Origin of the sequence: Aureibaculum algae (assembly GCF_006065315.1) — a bacterium.
GTDB lineage: Bacteria > Bacteroidota > Bacteroidia > Flavobacteriales > Flavobacteriaceae > Aureibaculum > Aureibaculum algae.
Map to the genome: position 1 here is coordinate 3,902,326 of NZ_CP040749.1, position 21,161 is coordinate 3,923,486.

Here is a 21,161-nt window from a genome sequence, read left to right on the forward strand (position 1 = left end):
GCTTGACCAAAAATACAATTTTGAAGAGTAAAATTACTAATAAAACACTTAAAGATTTAGAGTTTGATGTGGTCTTAAGCCATATCGCAAATTATTGTCAAACAGACTTAGGTAAAAAAGCTGTATTAGAAATTGTACCTATTCAAAAGAAAGAAACCCTAATTGATGAATTACACCAAACAAATGAATATTTAAGTTCTTTTGAAAATGATAATAGAATACCAAATCATCAATTTGATGAAATAACAAAAGAAATCCATTTGTTAGGTGTAGAAAATAGTTTTTTAGAAGCACAAGCTTTTCAAAAAATTGCTACTTTATCAGAAACAACAATTGAAATACTCAATTTCTTTAAAAAATTTGCAGAATACTTCCCTTCCCTTTTTAAGAATTCTCAAAAAATTGACTATACCAAAGAAATTCATGAAAGCATTCATAAAATTATTAATCGTTTTGGTGAAGTATCAGATAACGCAAGTGCCGAATTAAAAGCAATCCGCAAAGAAATAAATAGTGTAAGAGGTGAAATTGGTAACAGTTTTACAAAAGCACTTAATCATTATGCCAGTAATGATTATTTAGATGACATTAGAGAATCAGTTATTGATAATCAAAGAGTATTGGCAGTGCAAGCCATGCACAGAAAAAAAGTTAAAGGCTCTTTATTAGGTAATTCCAAGACAGGAAGTATTGTCTACATAGCACCTGAGGCCACACTAAGATTAAGCAGAAGGCTACAAGATTTAATCTATGAAGAGCAACAAGAAATTGTACGTATATTAAAAATGCTGACCAATCAAATTAGGCCTTATAAAAGTTTTTTAGAACAATATCAGGGCTATCTAACGCATTTAGATACTGTTTCAGCAAAAACAAAATATGCTCAAAAAATCAACGGTTTATTACCAAAATTTTCTCATAGTAAGAAAGTTTTATTTCGAGATGCTTATCACCCTATATTATTAGAAGCAAACACTAAAAAAAATATTAGTACTATTCCGCAAACTTTAGAACTAAATCAGAATCAACAAATTATTGTTATTTCTGGACCTAATGCTGGTGGTAAAAGTATTACTTTAAAGACTATCGGCTTATTACAAGTTATGATTCAGTCTGCTATTTTAATACCTGTACATGAACGCAGTGAAGTCTATTTTTTCGACACAATCCTTACCGATATTGGCGACAATCAATCTATAGAAAATCAATTAAGTACTTACAGCTATCGTTTAAAAAATATGCGTGATTTTTTGCGTAAATGTGACAACAACACACTTTTTTTAATTGATGAATTTGGTACAGGTAGTGACCCTGAATTAGGAGGGGCATTGGCTGAAATTTTCTTAGAAGAATTTTACAGCAAAAACGCTTATGGTGTAATAACTACACACTATTCTAATTTAAAAGTTTTAGCCAATGAACTTGAAAATGTAACCAACGCCAATATGCAGTTTGACGAAAGAACATTGGAACCTCTATTTAAACTTTTTATAGGTCAGGCCGGTAGTTCATTTACATTTGAAGTTGCTCAAAAAAACGGCATTCCTTTCAGCTTAATAAATAGAGCCAAAAAGAAGGTTGAACGTGGTAAGATTAGATTGGATAAAACAATTTCTAAACTTCAAAAAGAACGCAACAAACTTCAAAGAACTTCAGAAAATTTAGAAAAGGAGCAGGATAAGGCTAAAATGCATTCTGATAATCTTTCTGAAAAGGAATCGAAAATTCAAGATAAACTTGAGAGTTTTCAGGAATTATACGACAATAATCAGAAAATGCTTTCTATAGGTAGAAAGGTAAATGAAATGTCAAATACATATTTCCAATCTAATAATAAAAAGAAATTATTAGCCGATTTTATGAAATGGATATTAATGGAGAAGAACAAGTACGTTACACTCCATAAACCTATTAAAAAAACAAAAGTCCAGAAGAAGAAGGAAACGGAAACAAAAAAAACGATAGAAAAGGAATTAGAAGAGGTTAAAAAGGAAGTCTTGGTTGAGGTTAAAAAAATTAGACAGAAAAAAAACACGCTAAAAAAACAAATTGAAAAAGTAAAAGCTGATTATAATTTTAAGGTTAATGACAGAGTACGTTTGCCAGACGGTAAATCCGTTGGAACCATAGATAAAATTGAAAAAAATATTGCCACTCTTAATTACGGAATGTTCACTACAAAAATAAATATCAATCAATTAGAACTGGTTGAATCAGCCAAAAAATAAAGCTATCCTATTCAAAATTATATGGTTATATTTATTTTGCTTAATTTTAACAAAACTAAATATTAACTAAAACCACAAAAAATGAAGAAATTTTTAGCATTCGTGCTAATTCTCTTGTTTATTATTTTGGCATGGTTTAGCTGGAAATGGTATAAAAAGACCATGCTCTGCTGCGATAACACCGTGCAAACTGAAACAAAAGAAAATGTACCACCATTGACAAAACCAGTCAAATATGGACCGCTCGTCTACAATTGGAACTCAGACAAACCCGTTACGAATGACCTTTGGTTAAATAAAAAAAAGGAAATTCAATCTGCGGATGGTGAAGGTAAAATTTTAAGAATTCTTGGTCCTTATTATAAGGATGAAACCAACACAACTTCTTTTGAAAATCTTGGATTAGCAAGGGCTGATGCCGTCAGGCAAATGCTATCTGATTCTATAGCAATGAGTAGAATGGAGATCGACAGCAAATTAATTTTAAATTCAGAAGACGCTAAAACAGCATCGTTTGGGGGTACAATTTTAGAGTGGAAAGTTAGAAATGAAAACATTCAAGAAGTTGACAACAAAACCTTAATATATTTTCCATATAACTCAACCAAAAAATTGGAAAACGAAAACATTAATGACTACCTAAAAAACATCGTTGAGCAATTAAAAAACAACGAAAAAACCATTGACATTACCGGTCATACAGATAATAAAGGTGACCCTGGTTATAATATGAAATTAGGTTTAGATAGAGCAAAAACTATTAGAAGTATATTGATCAAATTAGGTATCGCGGGAGAAAGAATTTCGGTGGGTACTGAAGGTGAGAATAGTCCAATTGCGTCAAATGACACAGAGGAGGGTATGGAGAAAAACAGAAGAGTGGAATTAGAAATTAATTAATCAACTAAAAAATAAAATTATGTTAGCATTACAAATAAATACAACAGCATGCGATGGTTCTGATATGTTTTGGCCATGGTTTTTATGGTTATTAGCAGCGTTTATATTAGGAATTATTTTAGGATGGTTATTATCAAAAATATTTGGTGGTACTAATGATACTATTGATTATTCTTCTAAAATTAAAGGCTTAGAAGCTGATTTAGCAGCATGTCGTAAAGAAAAAGGAGTCTTGGCTGCAACTGCTGCTGCCACTACTGCTTCTTTAGCAGCCGCTGTGGTACCAACAAAAGCAGTTATTCCAGCCAAAGCTGACGATTCTGTCAAAGATGACTTAACAAAAGTGGAAGGTATTGGCCCGAAAATTAAAGGTTTACTAAACGATGATGGAATTTGGAATTTTAAACAACTTTCTGAATCCGAGTTAAGTAGATTACAAAAGATATTAGACAATGCAGGTCCTCGTTATAGAGTTCATAAACCTAAAACATGGTCAGCTCAAGCTAAAATGGCTGCGGAAGGTAAATGGACTGAATTGGCAAAGTGGCAAGATGAATTGAAAGGAGGATTGTAATTTCCTTTTTAAAATAAAAAAAGCTCCAATTAAAATTGGAGCTTTTTTTTATTCTTTATACCTTTCCATCTCTCTATCATAAAAAGAGGATGCTTGTTCTATCAAATCATTTATTTCATTAGTGAGCTCATCTTCATTCTCTCCAGTAACATCTTCCAGCCATTCAATTTCATCATTTACTAAATTAATAATAAATTGAGGATAATCTGTATGTATTATAAAAATATCATCAGGAAAATCAGTATTGTCTCCGAGTAAAAATTTAGGTAATTGCATATCTTATTTTATTAAATTCATTATTTCGTTATATATTTTCAGGCCAACATCTTTTCCATATAGATTTTTAGAAAAGTCAGATTTTTTTGATGTAAAATAATCAAAAGCTTCTATCATCTTTAATTGATTACTTCCAACTGTTTTAGCAAATCCATTTTCTACCAACTCAACCCATTCTGTTTCTTCTCGAGCAATAATACAATGTTTTTTGTTAAAGTAAGCTTCTTTTTGTAATCCACCACTATCAGTAACAACCATTTTACAATGTTTTAATAAGGAGAGCATATCAAAATATCCAACAGGTTCTATTATAGTAATTCTTGTTTCAATATTATTTTCTTCAATTATTTTTTTTGTCCTTGGATGCAATGGCATTACAACTTTACATTGAGCATTAATTTCATCTAAACCTCTAAAAATAGCCTTTAGCTTTTCAACATGTATTGTATTATCTTGTCTATGGATGGTGGCTAATACAAAGTTATTCTCCTCGAGCATTAATTTATTGCAAATGCTCGATTTTTCATTAGCCTTTTTTGAATAATACGTTACCGCATCTTTCATAATATCACCTGACTTCACCACTCTCTCAGAACCAAGTATACCTACTTTCTTTAAATTATGTACACCAACATCAGTTGGACAAAGTAATAAATCAGAAATAGTATCTGTAGCTATTCTATTAATTTCTTCAGGCATATTCATATTAAAAGATCGTAAACCAGCTTCAATATGAATTACTTTAATGCCCATTTTTTTAGCAGCTAATGCACCTGCTAATGTAGAATTGGTATCACCATAAACAACAACAGCCAATGGCTTTTCATCTAACAGTATTTTTTCAACACCAATTAACATTTGCCCAGTCATAGCAGCATGACTAAGTCCATTTATATGCAAATTGTATTTGGGCTTAGGTATTTCCATCTCTTCAAAGAAGATATCGCTCATGTTTTGATCAAAATGTTGACCCGTATGCACAATTATCTCTTCGAGCTCTCCATGTTCACCAATTATTCTGCTTAACACCGCTGCCTTTACAAATTGTGGCCTTGCTCCTAAAATAGTTACAATTTTTTTCATGATGCCAATTGCTTTATAATAATTGATAGTTCTTCTGTCAATGCTTTACGATGGTACTTATCAATATTTTTAGTTTCTGATATTAATTCATTTTGCTGGTAGTCTAAATACAATTTCTCAATAGACCTTTTCATTTTGTATGCATCATTAAAGTCAATTACCTCACCAGAACTTGTTTCACTTAATATATCTGATAAATCACCATCTTCAGGTCCAATTGCCAAAATTGGGCGTTCTGATTGTAAATATTCAAATATTTTACCTGTAATTATTCCTTTTGAACTAGGCACATCGTTTACCAATAATAATAAAATTTGAGCTTTTCTTTGAAATCCAATCACCTCTTTATGCGGTAAATAATCAATAATCTCTGTATGTGATTTTAAATTGTTTTGGTATAAATTTTCTATAACTTCATTTGCCAATTTTCCCACAAAAACCAACTTAAAATCTTTCGCGAAGCTTGTATTTTCAGTTATCAATTCTGACAAAACCCTAAATAACACTTTCGGATTTCTATCTGCATTTACTAAACCGACATGAACTAAGGTGAACTTTTTATCCAATTCATTTTTAGATGAATTCCTATCACCATCGTAGCCATTCGTTATAACTTGAACATTCTTATTAAATTTAAGAAAATTCTCCTTCATAGTATTACCAACCACCAACACACAATCTGCTTTGCTCACCACTTCATTTTCTAATTGATGATGCTTTTTTTCACTTTTTTTTGTTAATGGCAATTTTTGAAAGTAATCAATATCCGTCCACGGATCTCTAAAATCAGCAATCCATTTTACACCTAATTTATTTTTTAATTGTAAACCAATTAAATGTAAACTATGCGGTGGACCTGTAGTAATAATAACATCAACTGGATTATTTTTTAAATACTCAGTTAAATATGTAACAGATGGTTTAACCCAAAATTTTCTAGCATCTGGTATAAAATAATTAGCTCTTACATATTGCATTATTTTACCAAAAAACGAGGGGTTTTCACTTAAAAAACCTGCACTTGTTTTTTTATTCTTATTACCAAAAAGTTTTAAAATATCATTTGGTTCTTTTATGGGTTGCTTAAGAACTTTTACAGACTTTGGCACCTCATTTTCTAATGTTATATCCTCTATGGCATAGTTAGGCTCATCAACAGTATAAACCACAGGTTCGATACCAAACTGCGTTAAATATTTTACAAATTTTAACCAACGTTGTACGCCAGAACCACCTGAAGGAGGCCAATAATATGTTATTATAAGAACTTTCAATTTTCTAATTTATCATACAATTTGAGCAACTTCAAACTTTCCTCATCCCAATTTTCACCCTTTTCCATAACTGCAGTATACGCATTTTCAGTTTTATATTTTAATGCATCATAATTCGTAAAGGCATTATTAACTTTTAATGCAAAATCTTCCGCATTTCCGGCTTCAAAAACCAAGCCTGCATCATATTTCTGAACGATTCGTTTTAATGGTTTACATGAACTAACCAATAATAAGCTTTTACTCATCATAATTTGAAATAGCTTATGTGGTATCGTATTATCTGTATGGTCGTTGGCCTTATGTGGTATTATGTTTAAGTTGGACTTTTTCATTATAGTCGCTACTTCATCAAAAGGCCTATATCCTACAAACTCAACAATATTTTCTAATTTCAGTTGCTTAACGATGTCTTTTAATTTATTTTCAACATCTGCACTCCCTTTACCTATTAAATACAGTTTTGCCGTTGGAACTTGATGAAGCACCTTTTGCATTCCTCTAATCGCAGTATCTAAACCACGATGCGGGCCAAATCCGCCAACATATGTTATAGAAAAGAAATCTTTATCTATTATATTTTGCGCAACTTCTGTATTGAAATTTTCTGCGAAATTTTTCTTTTCATAATTAGATATCACTGTAAATTTTTCTTCTTCAATATGAAAATTATTTATCAATTTCTCTTTCATTTCATCAACTACACAAACAATTTTATCAAACTTTCTACAGTATTTCTCTTCTTTTTTAGACCAATGCTTAGGATTAAAAAATACCATATTCTTTATTCTAATGAGTCTGCTTTTTTTCCATGAAAACCAAGTTTTTAACGCTTCTGGATAATTTTCATGTAAATCTAAAACCAAACCTTTTTCAACTTTTTTCCTAAACGCATATGCGGTACCCGCCAAAGGTAAATCATGCACATGTAAAAATTCAATGGAATACTTTCTGAAAATTTTCTTTAAATTAAAATAGAAAAATGGATTGATATTAAATACACTTTCAACAATATCATTAATTCCTTTTTTAACAGTAGTATAGTTAGAACCTATCCTATAAACCTGTACACCATTAACAATTTCCTGTTTCGCTTGGTTCTTTTTTCTTGGACAAACTACAATTATTTTTTTTCCAAAGTCAGTCAATGCTTCTGCCTCTTTTCTTACCCTAATATCTTGAGGATAAGAACCGTCAACAATCATGCAAATAAATTTATTATCTGACATTTTTTTCGGCATAAACGGCATAATAGCGAGGTGTATACTTTCTTAAAATAGGTCTAAATCCTATTTGATTAATTGGACTCGTCCATTTTTCTGTTTCTTTTATAGTCCAATTTGATTTTTCCAACAACCAATCAAATTGCCAATCTTCAAATTCATGATAATGCCTATCCCATTTATCTGTTTTAGACTGATAAGCCTTTGCAAACCATAGATTAAGCGGTATTGTAGCAATTAATTTTGTAGATTCAATGGCACTTAACACATTAAAAGGAGCTAAGAGATGTTCAAATATTTCAAACGCTGTTACTGCATCTACTTTGTGTTCTTTTACAATTTCGGGCAGCAAGTCTAAATCTTCACCATTAGTATTAATGACTGTATAGCCGTGTTCTTCCATTATTTCACTAAACGGATTTCTAATACCTAGATCTAAAATTGTAGCAGGACTAGGCAATACTTTCCGTAAAAATTTAATAGTATGATCGTATCTTTTACTCGGTAGTTGATTGTACATTTTTCTTTTTATCAATAAAAAACCATCCAATAGGAATCAATAATAACAGAGCATAAGAAATCATTGTAATGGTATTTCCTGTTTTGATTACGGTTGGTTCAAATTTAAAAACAATTTCATGTTTTCCTGATGGTATTACCATCGCTCTTAGCACATAATTTGCCCTAAAGTAAGGTGCTAATTTACCATCAATATATGCATTCCAGCCATCTTTATAATACATGTCTGAAAAAATGGCCAATTGCTCGTTACTGCTATTTGAATCGTATTTTAATTCATTAGGTTGGTAAGAAGTTAATGTTATTGATGCCAAGCTATCTTTTGTAAAAGAAGTTTGACTTAACATGTTCTTAAATTCAGAATTAACAACTGCTTTTTGTTTTGTATTCAGGCTATCTAAAGCCATAATTTCTTCATTGGCAGAATTAACAACCTCCACGGAATTTACAAACCAAGCATTACCATTTGCATCGTCATTCTTTTGCAGTCTTGTTACCCGATCTTTGTCTTGAAAAATAATATATTTGGTATTTAACATATTTAATACCTGCATATTAATTTTCGCAATTTGATATTCAAATAATTCTTGATATCTTCTTGGTTTTGCAGCATGATACCCTCCAATTGAATTATGAAAATATGATGTACTACCATCATTTATTGGGTTAACCGCAAAATTGGCTACTCTGTAATATGATTTATCTTTAAGTATTTCTTTGTCAAATTGACTCGCAGCAAATGGAATCTCTTCTTGTTTTTTTGAAACAAAATCTTCATCATTTACATAGCGTCTATCTACCCCAACCAAATCAAATAAAATTAAAACTGCAAAGGAAATAATTACTGCATTCTTATTAATTTTCTCTTTTAAAAATGCCCATAATAGTCCTCCAGATATTAATATTAAAATTAAAGAACGTAAACTGTCATTAAAGAAAAGTGATTTTCTTTCAGAAATAATCGTATCCATAAAGCCAGGAAATTGCTTCTCAATTCCCGCCATACCAGGATCTCTAAAACTCTCAAAATTAAAAAGACTGGTACCAAATAGCGTAAAAAATAATGTCAACCCTCCTACTCCATAAAGTGCATACTTTAGATACTTTAATTTGTTAGTTTTATTATTTTCATCTTTTAAAAACTGATTCAATGTAATTATTGCTAATAAAGGTACTGCCAACTCTGCTATAACTTGAATAGAAGATACCGCTCTAAACTTATTATACATTGGTACATAATCAATAAAAAAATTGGTTAATGAAGGAAAGTGTTTCCCCCAACTTAATAAAAGAGAAAAAATAGTAGCCGCTAGCAACCATTTTTTCAACTTTCCTTTTACTAGAAACAACCCTAACACAAAAAGAAATATCAACACAGCTCCGATATAAAATGGAGCTTCAATTATTGTTTGTTCTCCCCAATAACCAGGAAAATTTTCCGAAAAATTCTTAGCTTCAGCCCTACCAAACTTATTCTTTAAGAAAGCATAAGTCTCCGAATCTTTCCCTAAATTTTCTCTATTTCCGCCTCCATAAAACCTTGGTATTAAAAGACTAAAACTCTCTGCTATTCCATAGCTATACTCTGTAATATACTCTCTATCTAATCCTGAAGATATATGTTCTTTAGGGTTACCTTCTGGTGTAATGGTTAATTCGCTTTTACTTCGCGTACTATGTGAAGCATATTCTTTGGTCGCTAATAAACTGGTTGAATTAACTCCAATTGCTAAAACTGCCGCTCCTGCTAAAATAAGAGTACTCTTGATAAAATTTGGAATTGTTTTTTGCTTAATGGCATCTACTAAATACATAATACCTAAAATCAATATCATAAAGAGTAGATAATAGGTCATTTGCGGATGACTTGCATTTACTTCAAAAGCTAAAGCTATAGCTGTTAGAATAAAACCGGATAAATACTTTCGTTGAAAAACTAACAATATTCCCGCTAAAACCATAGGCATATACGCAATGGCATGAGATTTCGCATTATGTCCAGCTCCGAAAAGACTTATAAAATAAGTTGAAAAACCAAAAGCCAAGGCTCCTATTATGGCTAACTTCCACTCGACCTTAAGCACATACAGTAAAACAAAAAAACCTAAAAAGTACAAAAATAAATAGTCTGCTGGTCTCGGTAAAAAGCGTAGTAATAAATCTGCTTTTTTTATATAATTATTTGGATAATATGCACTAACATTATATGCTGGCATACCACCAAAGGCCTTGTTTGTCCAATAAGGTTCCGCATCATATTCTTTTCGATACTCTACTATTTCTTTAGACATACCCTTAAACTGAGCGATGTCACTTTGAAATATCTTTTTACCTTCTAAAATTGGTGAAAAATAAGCCACTGAAACAATAACAAATACTAAAATGGCAATTAAAAAACGGAGGTATTTATTATTCATTATCTATTTTTATAATTCTTGTATAATTATTTTTGTTAACCACTAAACAAAAATCATTCAACATCCTCATAATCAACATACTCACCAACATCATTATTACTTTTCGCATTTGTATTAGGGGCTTTATCGATGATTGTTTCCCCCTCTTTTACATGTTGCTTTTGAGTCGTTGTTCTTCCTTGTTGTTCATTAAATTTTTTCTCAACATTTTGCATCATTTTCTTCATAAAAATAGGAAATACATATCTTCCTATAATTTTAAGAGCATAATAAATAGCTAAAATAATGAGTATTGTTCTTATAAAATTCATAATACCAGCTTCTTGCATAAAATAAAACCTAAATAAAAGATTTTTTAAATTAGTTCCCAAAAATAACAATTTGAAAGCAACAAATACGTTAAGTAATACATAAATTGATAATTTTTAGTCTTAACACTCCCGCATGAGAAAATTCGTCTTGGTTTTTATTTTTAGTTTTTGCTATCTAATAAGTGCTGCACAGTATACAGAAGTCATAAATTCTAAACGACCAGGCTTCTCAGACAGCCCTTATAGTGTTGGTAAAGGTGTTTACCAGGTGGAGGCAGGGTTATTCTATAAAAATATAGGTAATTACTTATACTATGACCAAGCTACAGCAGAAACAATTAACTACAATAGTAAGTCATACGGTACAGACCTTACTTTTAGAACGAGTCAATTTTTTGAAAAATTAGAATTAAACTTAGACTTATCATTTGGTCAAGAAGACAGAAACTATACGCGACCTACTATTTATAGTGAATCCGCATTAGGATTAAGTAAATTTACTGTTGGAGCGAAGTATCTTGTCTACTCACCAACATACACAGACAAATCAAAGGAAATACGAAGTTGGAAAAAACGAAACAGTTACGATTGGAAAAGACTTATTCCCGCAGTAGGTGTTTATGCTGGACTTAACACCAACTTACTTAGTAAATTACATAAAAACCCGGGAGGTTTAAGTCCGAGGTTCGCCCTTTTTACACAAAACGATCTTACCAATAAATTTGTTTTAATTACAAATTTTATAATGGATAAGACCTTTACGGATGATTCTGAAAATTCATACATTATCACTGCAACCTATTCTTTAACACCAAAAGTTTCTGTATTTGCTGAGAATCAAGGTTTTTTAAGAAAAAATGTACCCAATGATTTTCAATACGGAGTAGGTAGTGCTTATTTGTTAAATAAGAACATGCAAGTTGACGCTGCTTTTCGATATATAAAGGATGAACGCGGAGATGACAGTTTCTTTTTGGGAGCTGGTATTGCTTGGAGGTTAGACCGACATATTGATGGTTATAGCACCTTGAATTCTGAAGGTAAAGCCACAAAAGACACTAATGGAGGTGGCTTCTTTTCCAGAATTTTTTCTAAAAAAGACAAAAAACAAAGAAAAGTTAAAAGTGTAAAAGCGGGTAAGAAAAAAATTAAAACCTTAAAACCTAAGCAAACCAAAGCTCAAAAACGATTAGAGAAAGAAGCTAAGAAAAAAGCGAAGGATGACAAAAAACAACAAAAAGCGGATCAGAAACAAAAGAAAAAAGACACTAAAAATTACGATAAAAATTATGACCCTAACAGTAATTAATTAACTGTTATTGCTAATTGATATAGTAATTTGCCTTTCTAAAAATTTAATTCACTGTTTGTATTCGCTATTATAAATAAATTAATTATCTATTTCTTTTTTGTAGATTTGAAATAATTAAAAAGCCCTTAATTATTTATAGATGATTACAATTAAAGAAATCACTTCAAAAAGTGATTTAAAAAAATTCGTCAAGTTCCCTTTTTCAATTTTCAAAAACAATCCCTATTGGATTCCTCCTATTATTAAGGATGAATTAGAAGGCTTTGATAAAACTAAAAATCCGGCGTTAGACAATGCCAAAGTTCATTTCCTTTTAGCATATAAAAATAATAAAATCGTTGGTAGAGTTGCTGCTGTTCTAAATTTCGTTGAAATTAAACAACAAGGATTAAAAAAAATGAGGTTCGGTTGGTTTGATGTTATCGATGACTTAGAAGTTACAAAAGCTTTATTAGATAAAGTTAACGAAATTGGAAAACAGAATAACTTAGAATATATTGAAGGGCCATTAGGGTTCTCAAACCTCGATAAAGTTGGCGTGTTAAGTGAAGGTTTTGACCAAATAGGTAACATGATTACTTGGTACAGTCATCCCTATTATAAATTACACTTTGAGCAATTAGGGTATGTAAAAGAAAAGGAATTTATAGAAAGTATCTTTTCATTTAATAATGTGAAAAATCCTGAAGTTTTTCAGAAAGCTCAAGCGTTAATCAAAAGAAGGTATGGTCTAAAATCAATTACGTTTACCAAGACAAAAGAAATAATGCCTTATGGAGATGAGATGTTTGATTTATTTAATGACACATACGCTAAGCTATCTACTTTTGTACCTATTTCTGAAAAGCAAAAAGCCTATTTCAAGAAAAAGTATATTAGTTTTATTAACCCCGAATACATAAAATTTGTAAGTGATAAAGATGATAAAATTATCGCTTTTTCAATTGTTATGCCAAGTTTTGCTAAAGCTTTGCAAAAAGCAAATGGTAAACTTTTCCCCTTTGGATTATTCCATCTTCTAAATGCTAGAAAAAACAGTAAAGAAGTTTTATTTTATTTAATAGGAATAAGACCAGATTACCAAAATAAAGGGGTAACTGCAATTATTTTTGATGAATATTATAGAACTTTTAAAGAAAAAGGTATCGAAGATTGTATTAGATCATCAGAATTAGAAGAGAATCAAGCTATTCATCAATTATGGAAAAATTTTGACCCCACCATTAATAAAAGAAGACGAACATATAGAAAAGATATTAGCAATTAGAAGTATAAACTTTGAAACTAAAACTTTGAATAATCAACATGCAGCTTTTTTACACCTCTAACATAACTAATGACTCAGAGACATTTACTTTTGACAAAACAGAGAGTAGACATATTGTAAAAGTCTTGCGTAAAAATACCGGTGATCAACTTTTTATTACAAATGGTACAGGAGAACTGATTACCTCAGAAATTATTATAAGTAGTGACAAAAGTTGTACGGTTAAAATACTAAATTTTGAAACCAAACAGAAACCATGGAATTACAATCTACATGTAGCCATGGCTCCTACAAAAAATATTGATCGATTTGAATGGTTTTTAGAAAAAGCTACAGAAATAGGAATTGACCAAATTACCCCTATACTTTGCGACCATTCTGAGAGAAAAATTATTAAAATGGACAGATTGAATCGTATTTTAGAATCCGCAATGAAACAATCTCTTAAGTATCAGTTACCTAAATTAAATCAACTCACTCCTTTTTCTAAATTTATTGAAGAGAATAATAGTGACGATTTATTTATAGCTCATTGTGAAGAGACTGATAAAAAGCATCTAAAAGATGTGCTAAGACCACAGCACAATACAACAATTTTAATTGGACCAGAAGGTGATTTTTCTATTTCAGAAATTGAGCTTACTTTACATAATAATTACCAACCCATTTCATTAGGCGAAAGTAGACTTCGTACAGAAACTGCTGGGATTGTAGCTACTCAGACCGTTTCCTTATTTAATCTGTAATTAAATGTAGAACTTTTCATTTTTACAAAAAAAAAAAAAAGCATCACAGGTTTGTGATGCTTTATTAATACTCTATAGTTTTAACTTGAAAATTAGTTAAGAACTAATTAAATTATTTTGTTGCTTTTACCTCAACTTGAAGTTCAATATTATCTTCAATTAATTTGTCTTTTGCTAAATCAGCAAATTTTCCAGATTTGTATTTGATATCCCATTCTGTTCTATCAATTGTAAAAGGCTCGCTTTTTAAAGAAACGTCAGTATCACTTACAGTAATTACTGCTGGAAACTCAATATTTTTCTTTATGTTTTTTATTGTTAAGTTACCTTTTACAAATGTTTTACCATCTTTTTCTTCAACTCCTGTTATAGCAAAAGCACTATTGCCATGATTTTCTACATCAAAAAAGTCTTCACTTTTTAAATGTCCAGTTAGATTCCCATTTTTTTCGGCATCCTCTATATCTAAGACAGTTATAGAATTCATATCAACTATAAAATTACCTCCTACAAGTTTACCATCTTGCACTGAAAAACTACCTTCAGACATTTTAATAGTACCATTATGTGTACCTGTTAATTTAGCTCCTTTCCATGCTAAAGTTGAACCATCAGTATCAGCTTTATATACTACCACTTCGCCTGTTGTTTTTGTAACCTCCTCAGCTTCTGAAGCTTCAGTTTTATTTTTTGCATCTTTACATCCTACAATTGACAATCCTATAAATAGAACTGTAGCAACTTTAAAAATTTGATTTTTACTCATAAATTTTCTATTTCTTTTGTGGAAATCGTGATTTTTCTTTGAAAAGTTCATTTTATTTTAGTTTAAAAATTTTGAAGTGCAAAAATACAAAAGTTACCACAATAAACAATATTCCCTTATTAACACTGAGTTAAGTAAAAAATTAATAGATTTGTAACTACACGTTTCGTAATTTATGCTTAGATTTTTATTTATACTCCTATTTTTAAATGCTTCTGTCTATGCACAAGAAGTTGGAATTCTAAAATATAAAGGAGGGGGAGACTGGTATGCAAACCCTACGGCGGTGCCTAATTTAATAAAGTTTAGCAACGAAAATATAAAAACAATTATTACTGAAAAGCCTGAATCGGTAGAAACCAATAGTATTGATATTTTTAACTACCCCATTCTATTTATGACGGGGCATGGCAATGTCTTTTTTGACGATAGTGATATTGAAAATTTAAGAAAATACTTGACTTCTGGCGGCTTTTTACACATTTCTGATAATTATGGATTGGATAAATACATCAGGACCGAACTAGAAAAATTATTTCCCGAATCTAAATTACAAGAAATCCCATATACCCACCCCATTTATAATCAAACATATAAGTTTAAAAGTTTACCTAAAATACATGAACATGACGGTAAACCTGCACAAGGTTTTGGTTTATTTATAGAAGGAAGGTTAGTTCTTTTTTACGATTACGAAAGTGATTTAAGTGATGGCTGGGAAGATGAAGCCGTACACAACAACCCAGCACCTGTGCGAGAAAAAGCTCTACAAATGGGTGCAAATATTATTGAATATGTTTTTAAACATTAACATTAATGAACATGTTGACAAAGTTCAAATAAACTTTGATAGTGGTGGACTATGGGTACTGAATATTACCTTAGCCATCATTATGTATGGTGTTGCGTTAGGTATTACAATTGATGATTTTAAACGTTTATTTAAAAATCCGAAAATTGTATTAGTTGGTATTTTTAGTCAATTTGTGTTATTCCCTTTAATTACATTTGTTTTAGTTTACTTTATAAATCCTACACCGAGTATTGCATTAGGAATGATTATGGTTGCCGCCTGTCCTGGTGGTAATATCTCTAACTTTATGACACAATTAGCAGGTGGTAATGCAGCATTATCTGTGAGCTTAACAGCCTTTGCTACTTTAGTTGCCGTATTGATGACGCCTATTAATTTATCCTTTTGGGGCAACCTGTACGAACCTACTTCTCAAATATTAAGAACGGTTCAATTAGATCCGTTTACGCTTGCAAAATTGGTTACCTTAATTTTAGGAGTCCCCTTAATTTTAGGAATGTTAACTCGAAAATACTACAAAAGCTTAGCTTTTAAACTGGCAAAAATATTAAGACCAGTTTCTATTGTTATATTTTTAATCTTTATAATAATTGCATTCTCACAAAATCTTGATGTCTTTTCTGAATACATCCATTACGTGTTTTTTATTGTTATTTTCCATAATATCATGGGGTATCTTGGAGGATTCTATTTCGCTAAAGCAATGCGTCTTAATTATTATGATCAAAAAACATTGGCCATAGAAACTGGTATTCAAAATTCAGGTCTAGGTTTATTGTTATATTTTAATTTCTTTAACGATCTTGGCTTAGGCGGAATGGCTCTTTGCATTGCCTTTTGGGGTATTTGGGATATAGCTTCTGGATTGGGACTTGCCTATTATTGGTCTATAAAAACAAGTAAAATAACCACGTGATTTTGAAACGAATTTGGTACCAATTAGTTAAGGTTTCTATAAGTACAGGGCTTTTCTTTTACTACAAAAAAATAGTAGTAAAAGGCAAAAGTAATATTCCTAGAAAAGGAGCCGTCCTAATGGTATCCAATCACAAAAATGCATTGATAGACCCTCTACTCATAGCGACAACCTCACCGAGAGATATTCATTTTTTAACTAGAGCCAGTGCATTTAAAATAGGTCTTGTTAAGTGGATATTATCAACAGTAAATATGCTTCCAATCTATCGATTAAGAGATGGCAAACAAGCATTAGCCAAAAACGAAGCTATTTTTAACTATTGCTTTGATCTTTTTAATAAACGAAGATCATTATTAATATTTCCAGAAGGTACACATGACATTAGACGGTGGGTTAGACCATTAAGTAAAGGATTTACAAGAATTGCCTTTGGCGTTTTTGAAAAGCACCCTGACGTTCAATTATTTATTATTCCTGTAGGACTTAATTATACCAAAGCTGACAAATTCGGAGAAAGCGTTTCTATATATTATGGAAAACCCGTGCTAGCCAATGATTTTTATGACAAAAGTGATTTTAACAGTTCTGCCCAGAAATTAAAAGATGTTGTCAGTGAAAAAATGAAAGAATTGACAACACACATTGAAATTGAAAATTATGATGAAACATTAAAAAAATTAGGTGACGTCAATTTTTTACAACCTGAACTAATTAATAATCAAATATTACATTCCGATTTTAAAAAACAAAGTACTAAAGAAAATTTAGATGATAAGCATCCATCTATTTTATGGAAAGTATTAAAAGGTATTGTTACTTTAAATAGTTTTATACCAATGTTAATTTACAAAGCCATCGAACCTAAAATACAAGAACCTGAATTTGTAAGTAGTACAAAATTCGCATTAGGCATCACAGCTTTCCCTATTTTTTATAGTTTACAAACGTTATTGGTTCATCATTTTTTTGGTAACCAAGTTGCTGTACTATATCTAGGGATAAGTATTTTATTAGTTTTACTATTGGCCAAAACAAAATAGAGACAGCCTTAAAAAAGTTACTTTTCAATTCGTGTAAAACTAATCCCCATCCACTATAGCATCTTGAATAATTTGTTGAGCTATCGTTCTAATATTATGCTTTACCAAGCCTGAATTACCTGCACTTGGATACACTCTATTTGATAAAAACACATATACAAGCTCACTTTCTGGATCTGCCCAAGTATAGGTACCTGTATACCCACTATGTCCAAAACTTTTGGGAGAAACACAACCACATGAAGCTTTCTCTTTTGGATTTATTTGAGGTTTATCAAAACCTAAACCTCTGCGAACATTGTTCTTTGAATAATATCTTTTGTTAAACATTCTTAGTGTTTCTGCCTTAAAATATCGCTTACCGCCATAGTAGCCTTCTTGCATATACATTTGCATCATTTTGGCAACATCATTAGAGTTAGAAAATAAACCTGCATTACCATTAACACCACCAAACATTGCTGCACCTTGATCATGCACATAACCACGTAATAATTGATTTCTAAAATACAAATCACGTTCAGTAGGGACTATAATTTTTTCAGAAAATTTCTTTAACGGATTATACGTTAATGTAGTCGCACCTAAAGGTTTATAAAAAAAGGTGTCATCCAATACATCCATCGTTTGTTTGTATTCTTTTGTAAAATAATCATTAAATAGATAAAAAACGAGCCCACTATATTTATATCGTTTTCTTGTCAATAAAGGAGCATCTGCAATTGCCTGATACATACTATCTTTATAATCTGACCTTAGATAAAGTTTATTAGCTACTTTAATAGAAAAATCATTTGATCGTGAATGTCTATAAAACTTATCAGACGGTTTTTTAGTAGCACTATCCATCGTTTTTAGATAATAAGGTATCCACGATCGTAAACGACCATAATGCGACAAGGCTTCCTTTATACTAATATCCTTTTTATCGGTATTATTTAAAATTGGAAATAATTTAGCAAGTGGTGTTTCTAAATTAAACCTACCCTCCTCTTCCGCTTTCATAATTAGTGGCAAACCTCCTAAAATTTTAGTAATTGATGCTAAATCATATAAATGCGTATTCTGAACTCTGGTTTCTTGCTTATCGGTATGGTACCCAAAACTTTTTCTATAAACTACCTTCCCTTTTCTTGCAACCAACACCTGCATACCCGGAGCCATCTTGTCCTTAACAACTTCTTGAGCTAAAGAATCTATACGTTCTAATTTTTTAGTATCCATACCTACACTTTCAGGTACACCATATGACAATCTGTATAAATTACTAGAATTTATACCAGACCCCACTTTAAAATCATTATGAATAGAAACCGGCAAGCGACCTTTTGCACTTAACGCACCAAAAATTTGCTGTGCAGATATATCTTGAGAAATAATACTATTTTGATAAGAAACAAAAACACTCTCAATATTGGTAAACGTCTTTATATCTAGTAAACTATATGCACTTGCAAAAACATCTAAAATAACACGGTTATTTCTTGCAATTTCTTGTAACCAAACCAATTCTTTATTACTGAATTTAAAACCTTTCCAAGGACTTTCGTTAGACTTATGATAACCTATAATTACCAAGTTATAGTCTTTTAATTTTTTGATAACATCATTTAGATTTTTACCAGAAACCACATCTACTTGTGTATAATCATTTAATCTGTTAATAAAAGTAGTATTATCAGCATCGCCTAACTTAACATAAGCTATTTTGGCTTCCGCCAAATCTTTTACAGGAAACAAGTCCAATTCATTCTTTAATAACGTAGTTGCATTTTCTACCAATTTATAATGTAAAACTTCAGCATCTTGTCCATTTAAATCCTCATTTAAATTTTTCAACTCAATGGGTTTGTAATTATTTAAACCTGCCCAATATTTAGCTTTCAAAATCTTTTTAACAGATTCGTCCAAACGTTTGGTGGTTATCACACTATCTGTGACCGCTTTTTTTAATTTTGCAATTGATTCAGGTATATCTAAAGGCATCAATAAAATATCGTTACCTGCTTTTATAACCTCTAGGTTAATTTCAGCCGGACTAGAGAAATTTGCAGCACCTTTCATATTTAAGGCATCCGTAAAAATTAAGCCTTTAAATCCCATTTTTTCTTTCAACAAATCAGTTACAATATTTTTGGATAAAGAGGAAGGTAATGCCGTATTTGGTTCATATTCTGGTACACTTAAATGTGCAACCATAATACTGGCCAAACCGTTTTTAAACAATTCTCTGTAAGGATATAATTCTACAGAATCTAATCTTTGTCTTGAAAATGGTATTGTAGGTAATGTCAAATGAGAATCTGCATCTGTATCTCCATGACCAGGAAAATGCTTTGCATTAGCCAATACATTTTGGCTCTGCATACCTTTCGTAAAGGCAACAGCTTTTGAAGCTACATTTCTAGGATCTTCACCAAAAGAACGGTTCCCGATTATCGGATTTGCAGGGTTTATATTAACATCAACTACTGGTGCAAAATTAACATGAATCCCCAATCGGCTATGATGTTTACCTAACATTTCACCAAATTCTTCTATTAAACTTTCATCTTGAATAGCTCCTAAAGTCATATTCCAAGGGAAACGATAGGTATTATCTAGCCGCATATCTAATCCCCATTCTCCATCAAAACCTAGCATTAAAGGAATTTTTGAGATTTTCTGAAAATTATTGGTCATTTTCGCCTCTTTTTCAGGAGTACCCTGAAAAAACACCAATCCACCAATATGGTATTTATTTATCAATTCAGTAACATCAGCTTCATGTTGAGCATCTCGGTTAGAATATGCTGGTATCATAAAAAGTTGACCAATCTTTTCGTCAATGGTCATTGATTTCATAATACTATCTACCCATATATTTTGCCCATAGGTATCCTTTTTATCTAAAGGACTTTCTTCTTGAGCATTCATAAAAGTAATAAAAAAAACAAAAATTAAAGGGAGAATTCTGGTATTCATAAAAGCGTAATATATTTTATATTCAAATTATTTAAGAGACTAAAAATTTGGCGTGCCAACTTTTGTTTGCTTCAACTTCCCAAGCAGACGCCAAATCTGCTTTAGAATTAATCATATTATTAAAAACAATAGTATTGGCATTTATTTTATTTGCTGCAACGTATTTCTTAAAATCATTTAAGTCAACAGTATTAATATTAGTGCCATCTTTAAAAGAAACTTTCATTTTATTTAACAAATCAACATCGAAAGCCTTTTCAATTTCTTTAATTATATGTACTGAACTGTCTATTGAACAGCCTGAAACTTCATTTACGTTTTCATCGACAGCCAAAATGATAAATTGATTGTATTCAATTTTAAAAGCGGCTGATAAATCATCACCATGGCGTTTCCAATTATTGACAAAATTTCTCAAATACTCTGAAATTTGATCAACTTCAGATTGATTTAGTGTTCTGTCTGCTTGATAAACCCACACTCTGGAGGAATCTGCCAACATATCAAATTCTATAAACATGGTTTTTT

Annotated in this window: 19 protein-coding genes; 9 read left to right on the forward strand and 10 right to left on the reverse strand. The window is 30.9% G+C overall.

The features are described 5' to 3' along the window. Window positions 1–20: 20 nt before the first annotated feature. The 3 genes from FF125_RS16505 (at window position 21) to FF125_RS16515 (ending at window position 3,702) form a co-directional block, all read left to right on the forward strand. Window positions 21–2,228 carry an endonuclease MutS2 gene (locus FF125_RS16505; protein WP_138950818.1) on the forward strand — a complete coding sequence of 736 codons (2,208 nt, stop codon included), beginning with the start codon at window positions 21–23 and terminating at the stop codon, window positions 2,226–2,228. A gap of 81 nt (window positions 2,229–2,309) precedes the next feature. Then, the gene (locus tag FF125_RS16510) at window positions 2,310–3,128 is read left to right on the forward strand and encodes an OmpA family protein (RefSeq protein WP_138950819.1); all 819 of its coding nucleotides are present in this window, start codon (window positions 2,310–2,312) and stop codon (window positions 3,126–3,128) included. 19 nt (window positions 3,129–3,147) lie between these two features. Further along, window positions 3,148–3,702 carry a hypothetical protein gene (locus tag FF125_RS16515; protein WP_138950820.1) on the forward strand — a complete coding sequence of 185 codons (555 nt, stop codon included), beginning with the start codon at window positions 3,148–3,150 and terminating at the stop codon, window positions 3,700–3,702. A gap of 48 nt (window positions 3,703–3,750) precedes the next feature. Here FF125_RS16515 and FF125_RS16520 read toward each other — a convergent pair whose 3' ends face one another. From FF125_RS16520 to FF125_RS16550, 7 genes are read right to left on the reverse strand one after another with little or no spacing between them, the layout of a single operon-like run. Then, window positions 3,751–3,978, reverse strand: a complete 228-nt coding sequence (locus FF125_RS16520) for a hypothetical protein (protein ID WP_138950821.1) — start codon at window positions 3,976–3,978, stop codon at window positions 3,751–3,753. Window positions 3,979–3,981: 3 nt separating this feature from the next. After that, the gene (gene wecB, locus FF125_RS16525; RefSeq protein WP_138950822.1) at window positions 3,982–5,061 is read right to left on the reverse strand and encodes a non-hydrolyzing UDP-N-acetylglucosamine 2-epimerase; all 1,080 of its coding nucleotides are present in this window, start codon (window positions 5,059–5,061) and stop codon (window positions 3,982–3,984) included. Next, on the reverse strand, window positions 5,058–6,335 hold the full coding sequence (locus FF125_RS16530) for a glycosyltransferase family 4 protein (RefSeq protein WP_138950823.1): 1,278 nt from the start codon (window positions 6,333–6,335) through the stop codon (window positions 5,058–5,060). The genes wecB and FF125_RS16530 overlap by 4 nt, the downstream gene beginning before the upstream one ends. Beyond that, on the reverse strand, window positions 6,332–7,564 hold the full coding sequence (locus tag FF125_RS16535; protein WP_175418945.1) for a glycosyltransferase: 1,233 nt from the start codon (window positions 7,562–7,564) through the stop codon (window positions 6,332–6,334). Before FF125_RS16535 ends, FF125_RS16530 begins: the two co-directional genes overlap by 4 nt. Beyond that, on the reverse strand, window positions 7,554–8,078 hold the full coding sequence (locus tag FF125_RS16540; protein WP_138950825.1) for a methyltransferase domain-containing protein: 525 nt from the start codon (window positions 8,076–8,078) through the stop codon (window positions 7,554–7,556). The genes FF125_RS16535 and FF125_RS16540 overlap by 11 nt, the downstream gene beginning before the upstream one ends. Then, window positions 8,056–10,494 (reverse strand): YfhO family protein, encoded by a 2,439-nt coding sequence (locus tag FF125_RS16545; protein ID WP_138950826.1) that lies wholly within the window; start codon window positions 10,492–10,494, stop codon window positions 8,056–8,058. Before FF125_RS16545 ends, FF125_RS16540 begins: the two co-directional genes overlap by 23 nt. Before the next feature lie 53 nt (window positions 10,495–10,547). Beyond that, a complete protein-coding gene (locus FF125_RS16550) occupies window positions 10,548–10,865 on the reverse strand; it encodes a DUF4834 family protein (protein WP_138950827.1) in 318 nt (105 codons plus the stop codon). Between the two features lie 73 nt (window positions 10,866–10,938). Between FF125_RS16550 and FF125_RS16555 the strand changes: the two genes are divergently transcribed. The 3 genes from FF125_RS16555 to FF125_RS16565 all read left to right on the forward strand — a co-directional run bounded on the left by FF125_RS16555 (window position 10,939) and on the right by FF125_RS16565 (window position 14,130). Then, a complete protein-coding gene (locus FF125_RS16555) occupies window positions 10,939–12,114 on the forward strand; it encodes a transporter (protein ID WP_138950828.1) in 1,176 nt (391 codons plus the stop codon). Between the two features lie 142 nt (window positions 12,115–12,256). Next, window positions 12,257–13,384, forward strand: a complete 1,128-nt coding sequence (locus FF125_RS16560; protein WP_138950829.1) for a GTP cyclohydrolase — start codon at window positions 12,257–12,259, stop codon at window positions 13,382–13,384. Window positions 13,385–13,422: 38 nt separating this feature from the next. Continuing rightward, window positions 13,423–14,130, forward strand: coding sequence for a 16S rRNA (uracil(1498)-N(3))-methyltransferase (locus tag FF125_RS16565; RefSeq protein ID WP_138950830.1), 708 nt, complete (start codon window positions 13,423–13,425; stop codon window positions 14,128–14,130). Between the two features lie 112 nt (window positions 14,131–14,242). Here FF125_RS16565 and FF125_RS16570 read toward each other — a convergent pair whose 3' ends face one another. Beyond that, entirely contained in the window at window positions 14,243–14,947 is a 705-nt protein-coding gene (locus FF125_RS16570; protein ID WP_138950831.1) for a YceI family protein, read from the reverse strand. Between the two features lie 124 nt (window positions 14,948–15,071). On the opposite strand from FF125_RS16570, the gene FF125_RS16575 reads away from it, so the two are divergent. The 3 genes from FF125_RS16575 to FF125_RS16585 are packed head-to-tail and all read left to right on the forward strand — an operon-like array spanning window position 15,072 to window position 17,669. Continuing rightward, complete coding sequence (locus tag FF125_RS16575) at window positions 15,072–15,707, forward strand: DUF4159 domain-containing protein (RefSeq protein WP_138950832.1); 636 nt, start codon at window positions 15,072–15,074, stop codon at window positions 15,705–15,707. Further along, the gene (locus FF125_RS16580; protein ID WP_138950833.1) at window positions 15,691–16,626 is read left to right on the forward strand and encodes a bile acid:sodium symporter family protein; all 936 of its coding nucleotides are present in this window, start codon (window positions 15,691–15,693) and stop codon (window positions 16,624–16,626) included. Before FF125_RS16575 ends, FF125_RS16580 begins: the two co-directional genes overlap by 17 nt. Before the next feature lie 2 nt (window positions 16,627–16,628). Further along, window positions 16,629–17,669 (forward strand): lysophospholipid acyltransferase family protein, encoded by a 1,041-nt coding sequence (locus FF125_RS16585; protein WP_175418946.1) that lies wholly within the window; start codon window positions 16,629–16,631, stop codon window positions 17,667–17,669. 39 nt (window positions 17,670–17,708) lie between these two features. On the opposite strand, the gene FF125_RS16590 is transcribed toward FF125_RS16585, so the two are convergent. Beyond that, entirely contained in the window at window positions 17,709–20,633 is a 2,925-nt protein-coding gene (locus FF125_RS16590) for a glycoside hydrolase family 3 N-terminal domain-containing protein (RefSeq protein ID WP_138950835.1), read from the reverse strand. 31 nt (window positions 20,634–20,664) lie between these two features. Further along, window positions 20,665–21,153, reverse strand: coding sequence for an ABC transporter ATPase (locus tag FF125_RS16595; RefSeq protein WP_138950836.1), 489 nt, complete (start codon window positions 21,151–21,153; stop codon window positions 20,665–20,667). Between the last annotated feature and the right edge of the window lie 8 nt (window positions 21,154–21,161).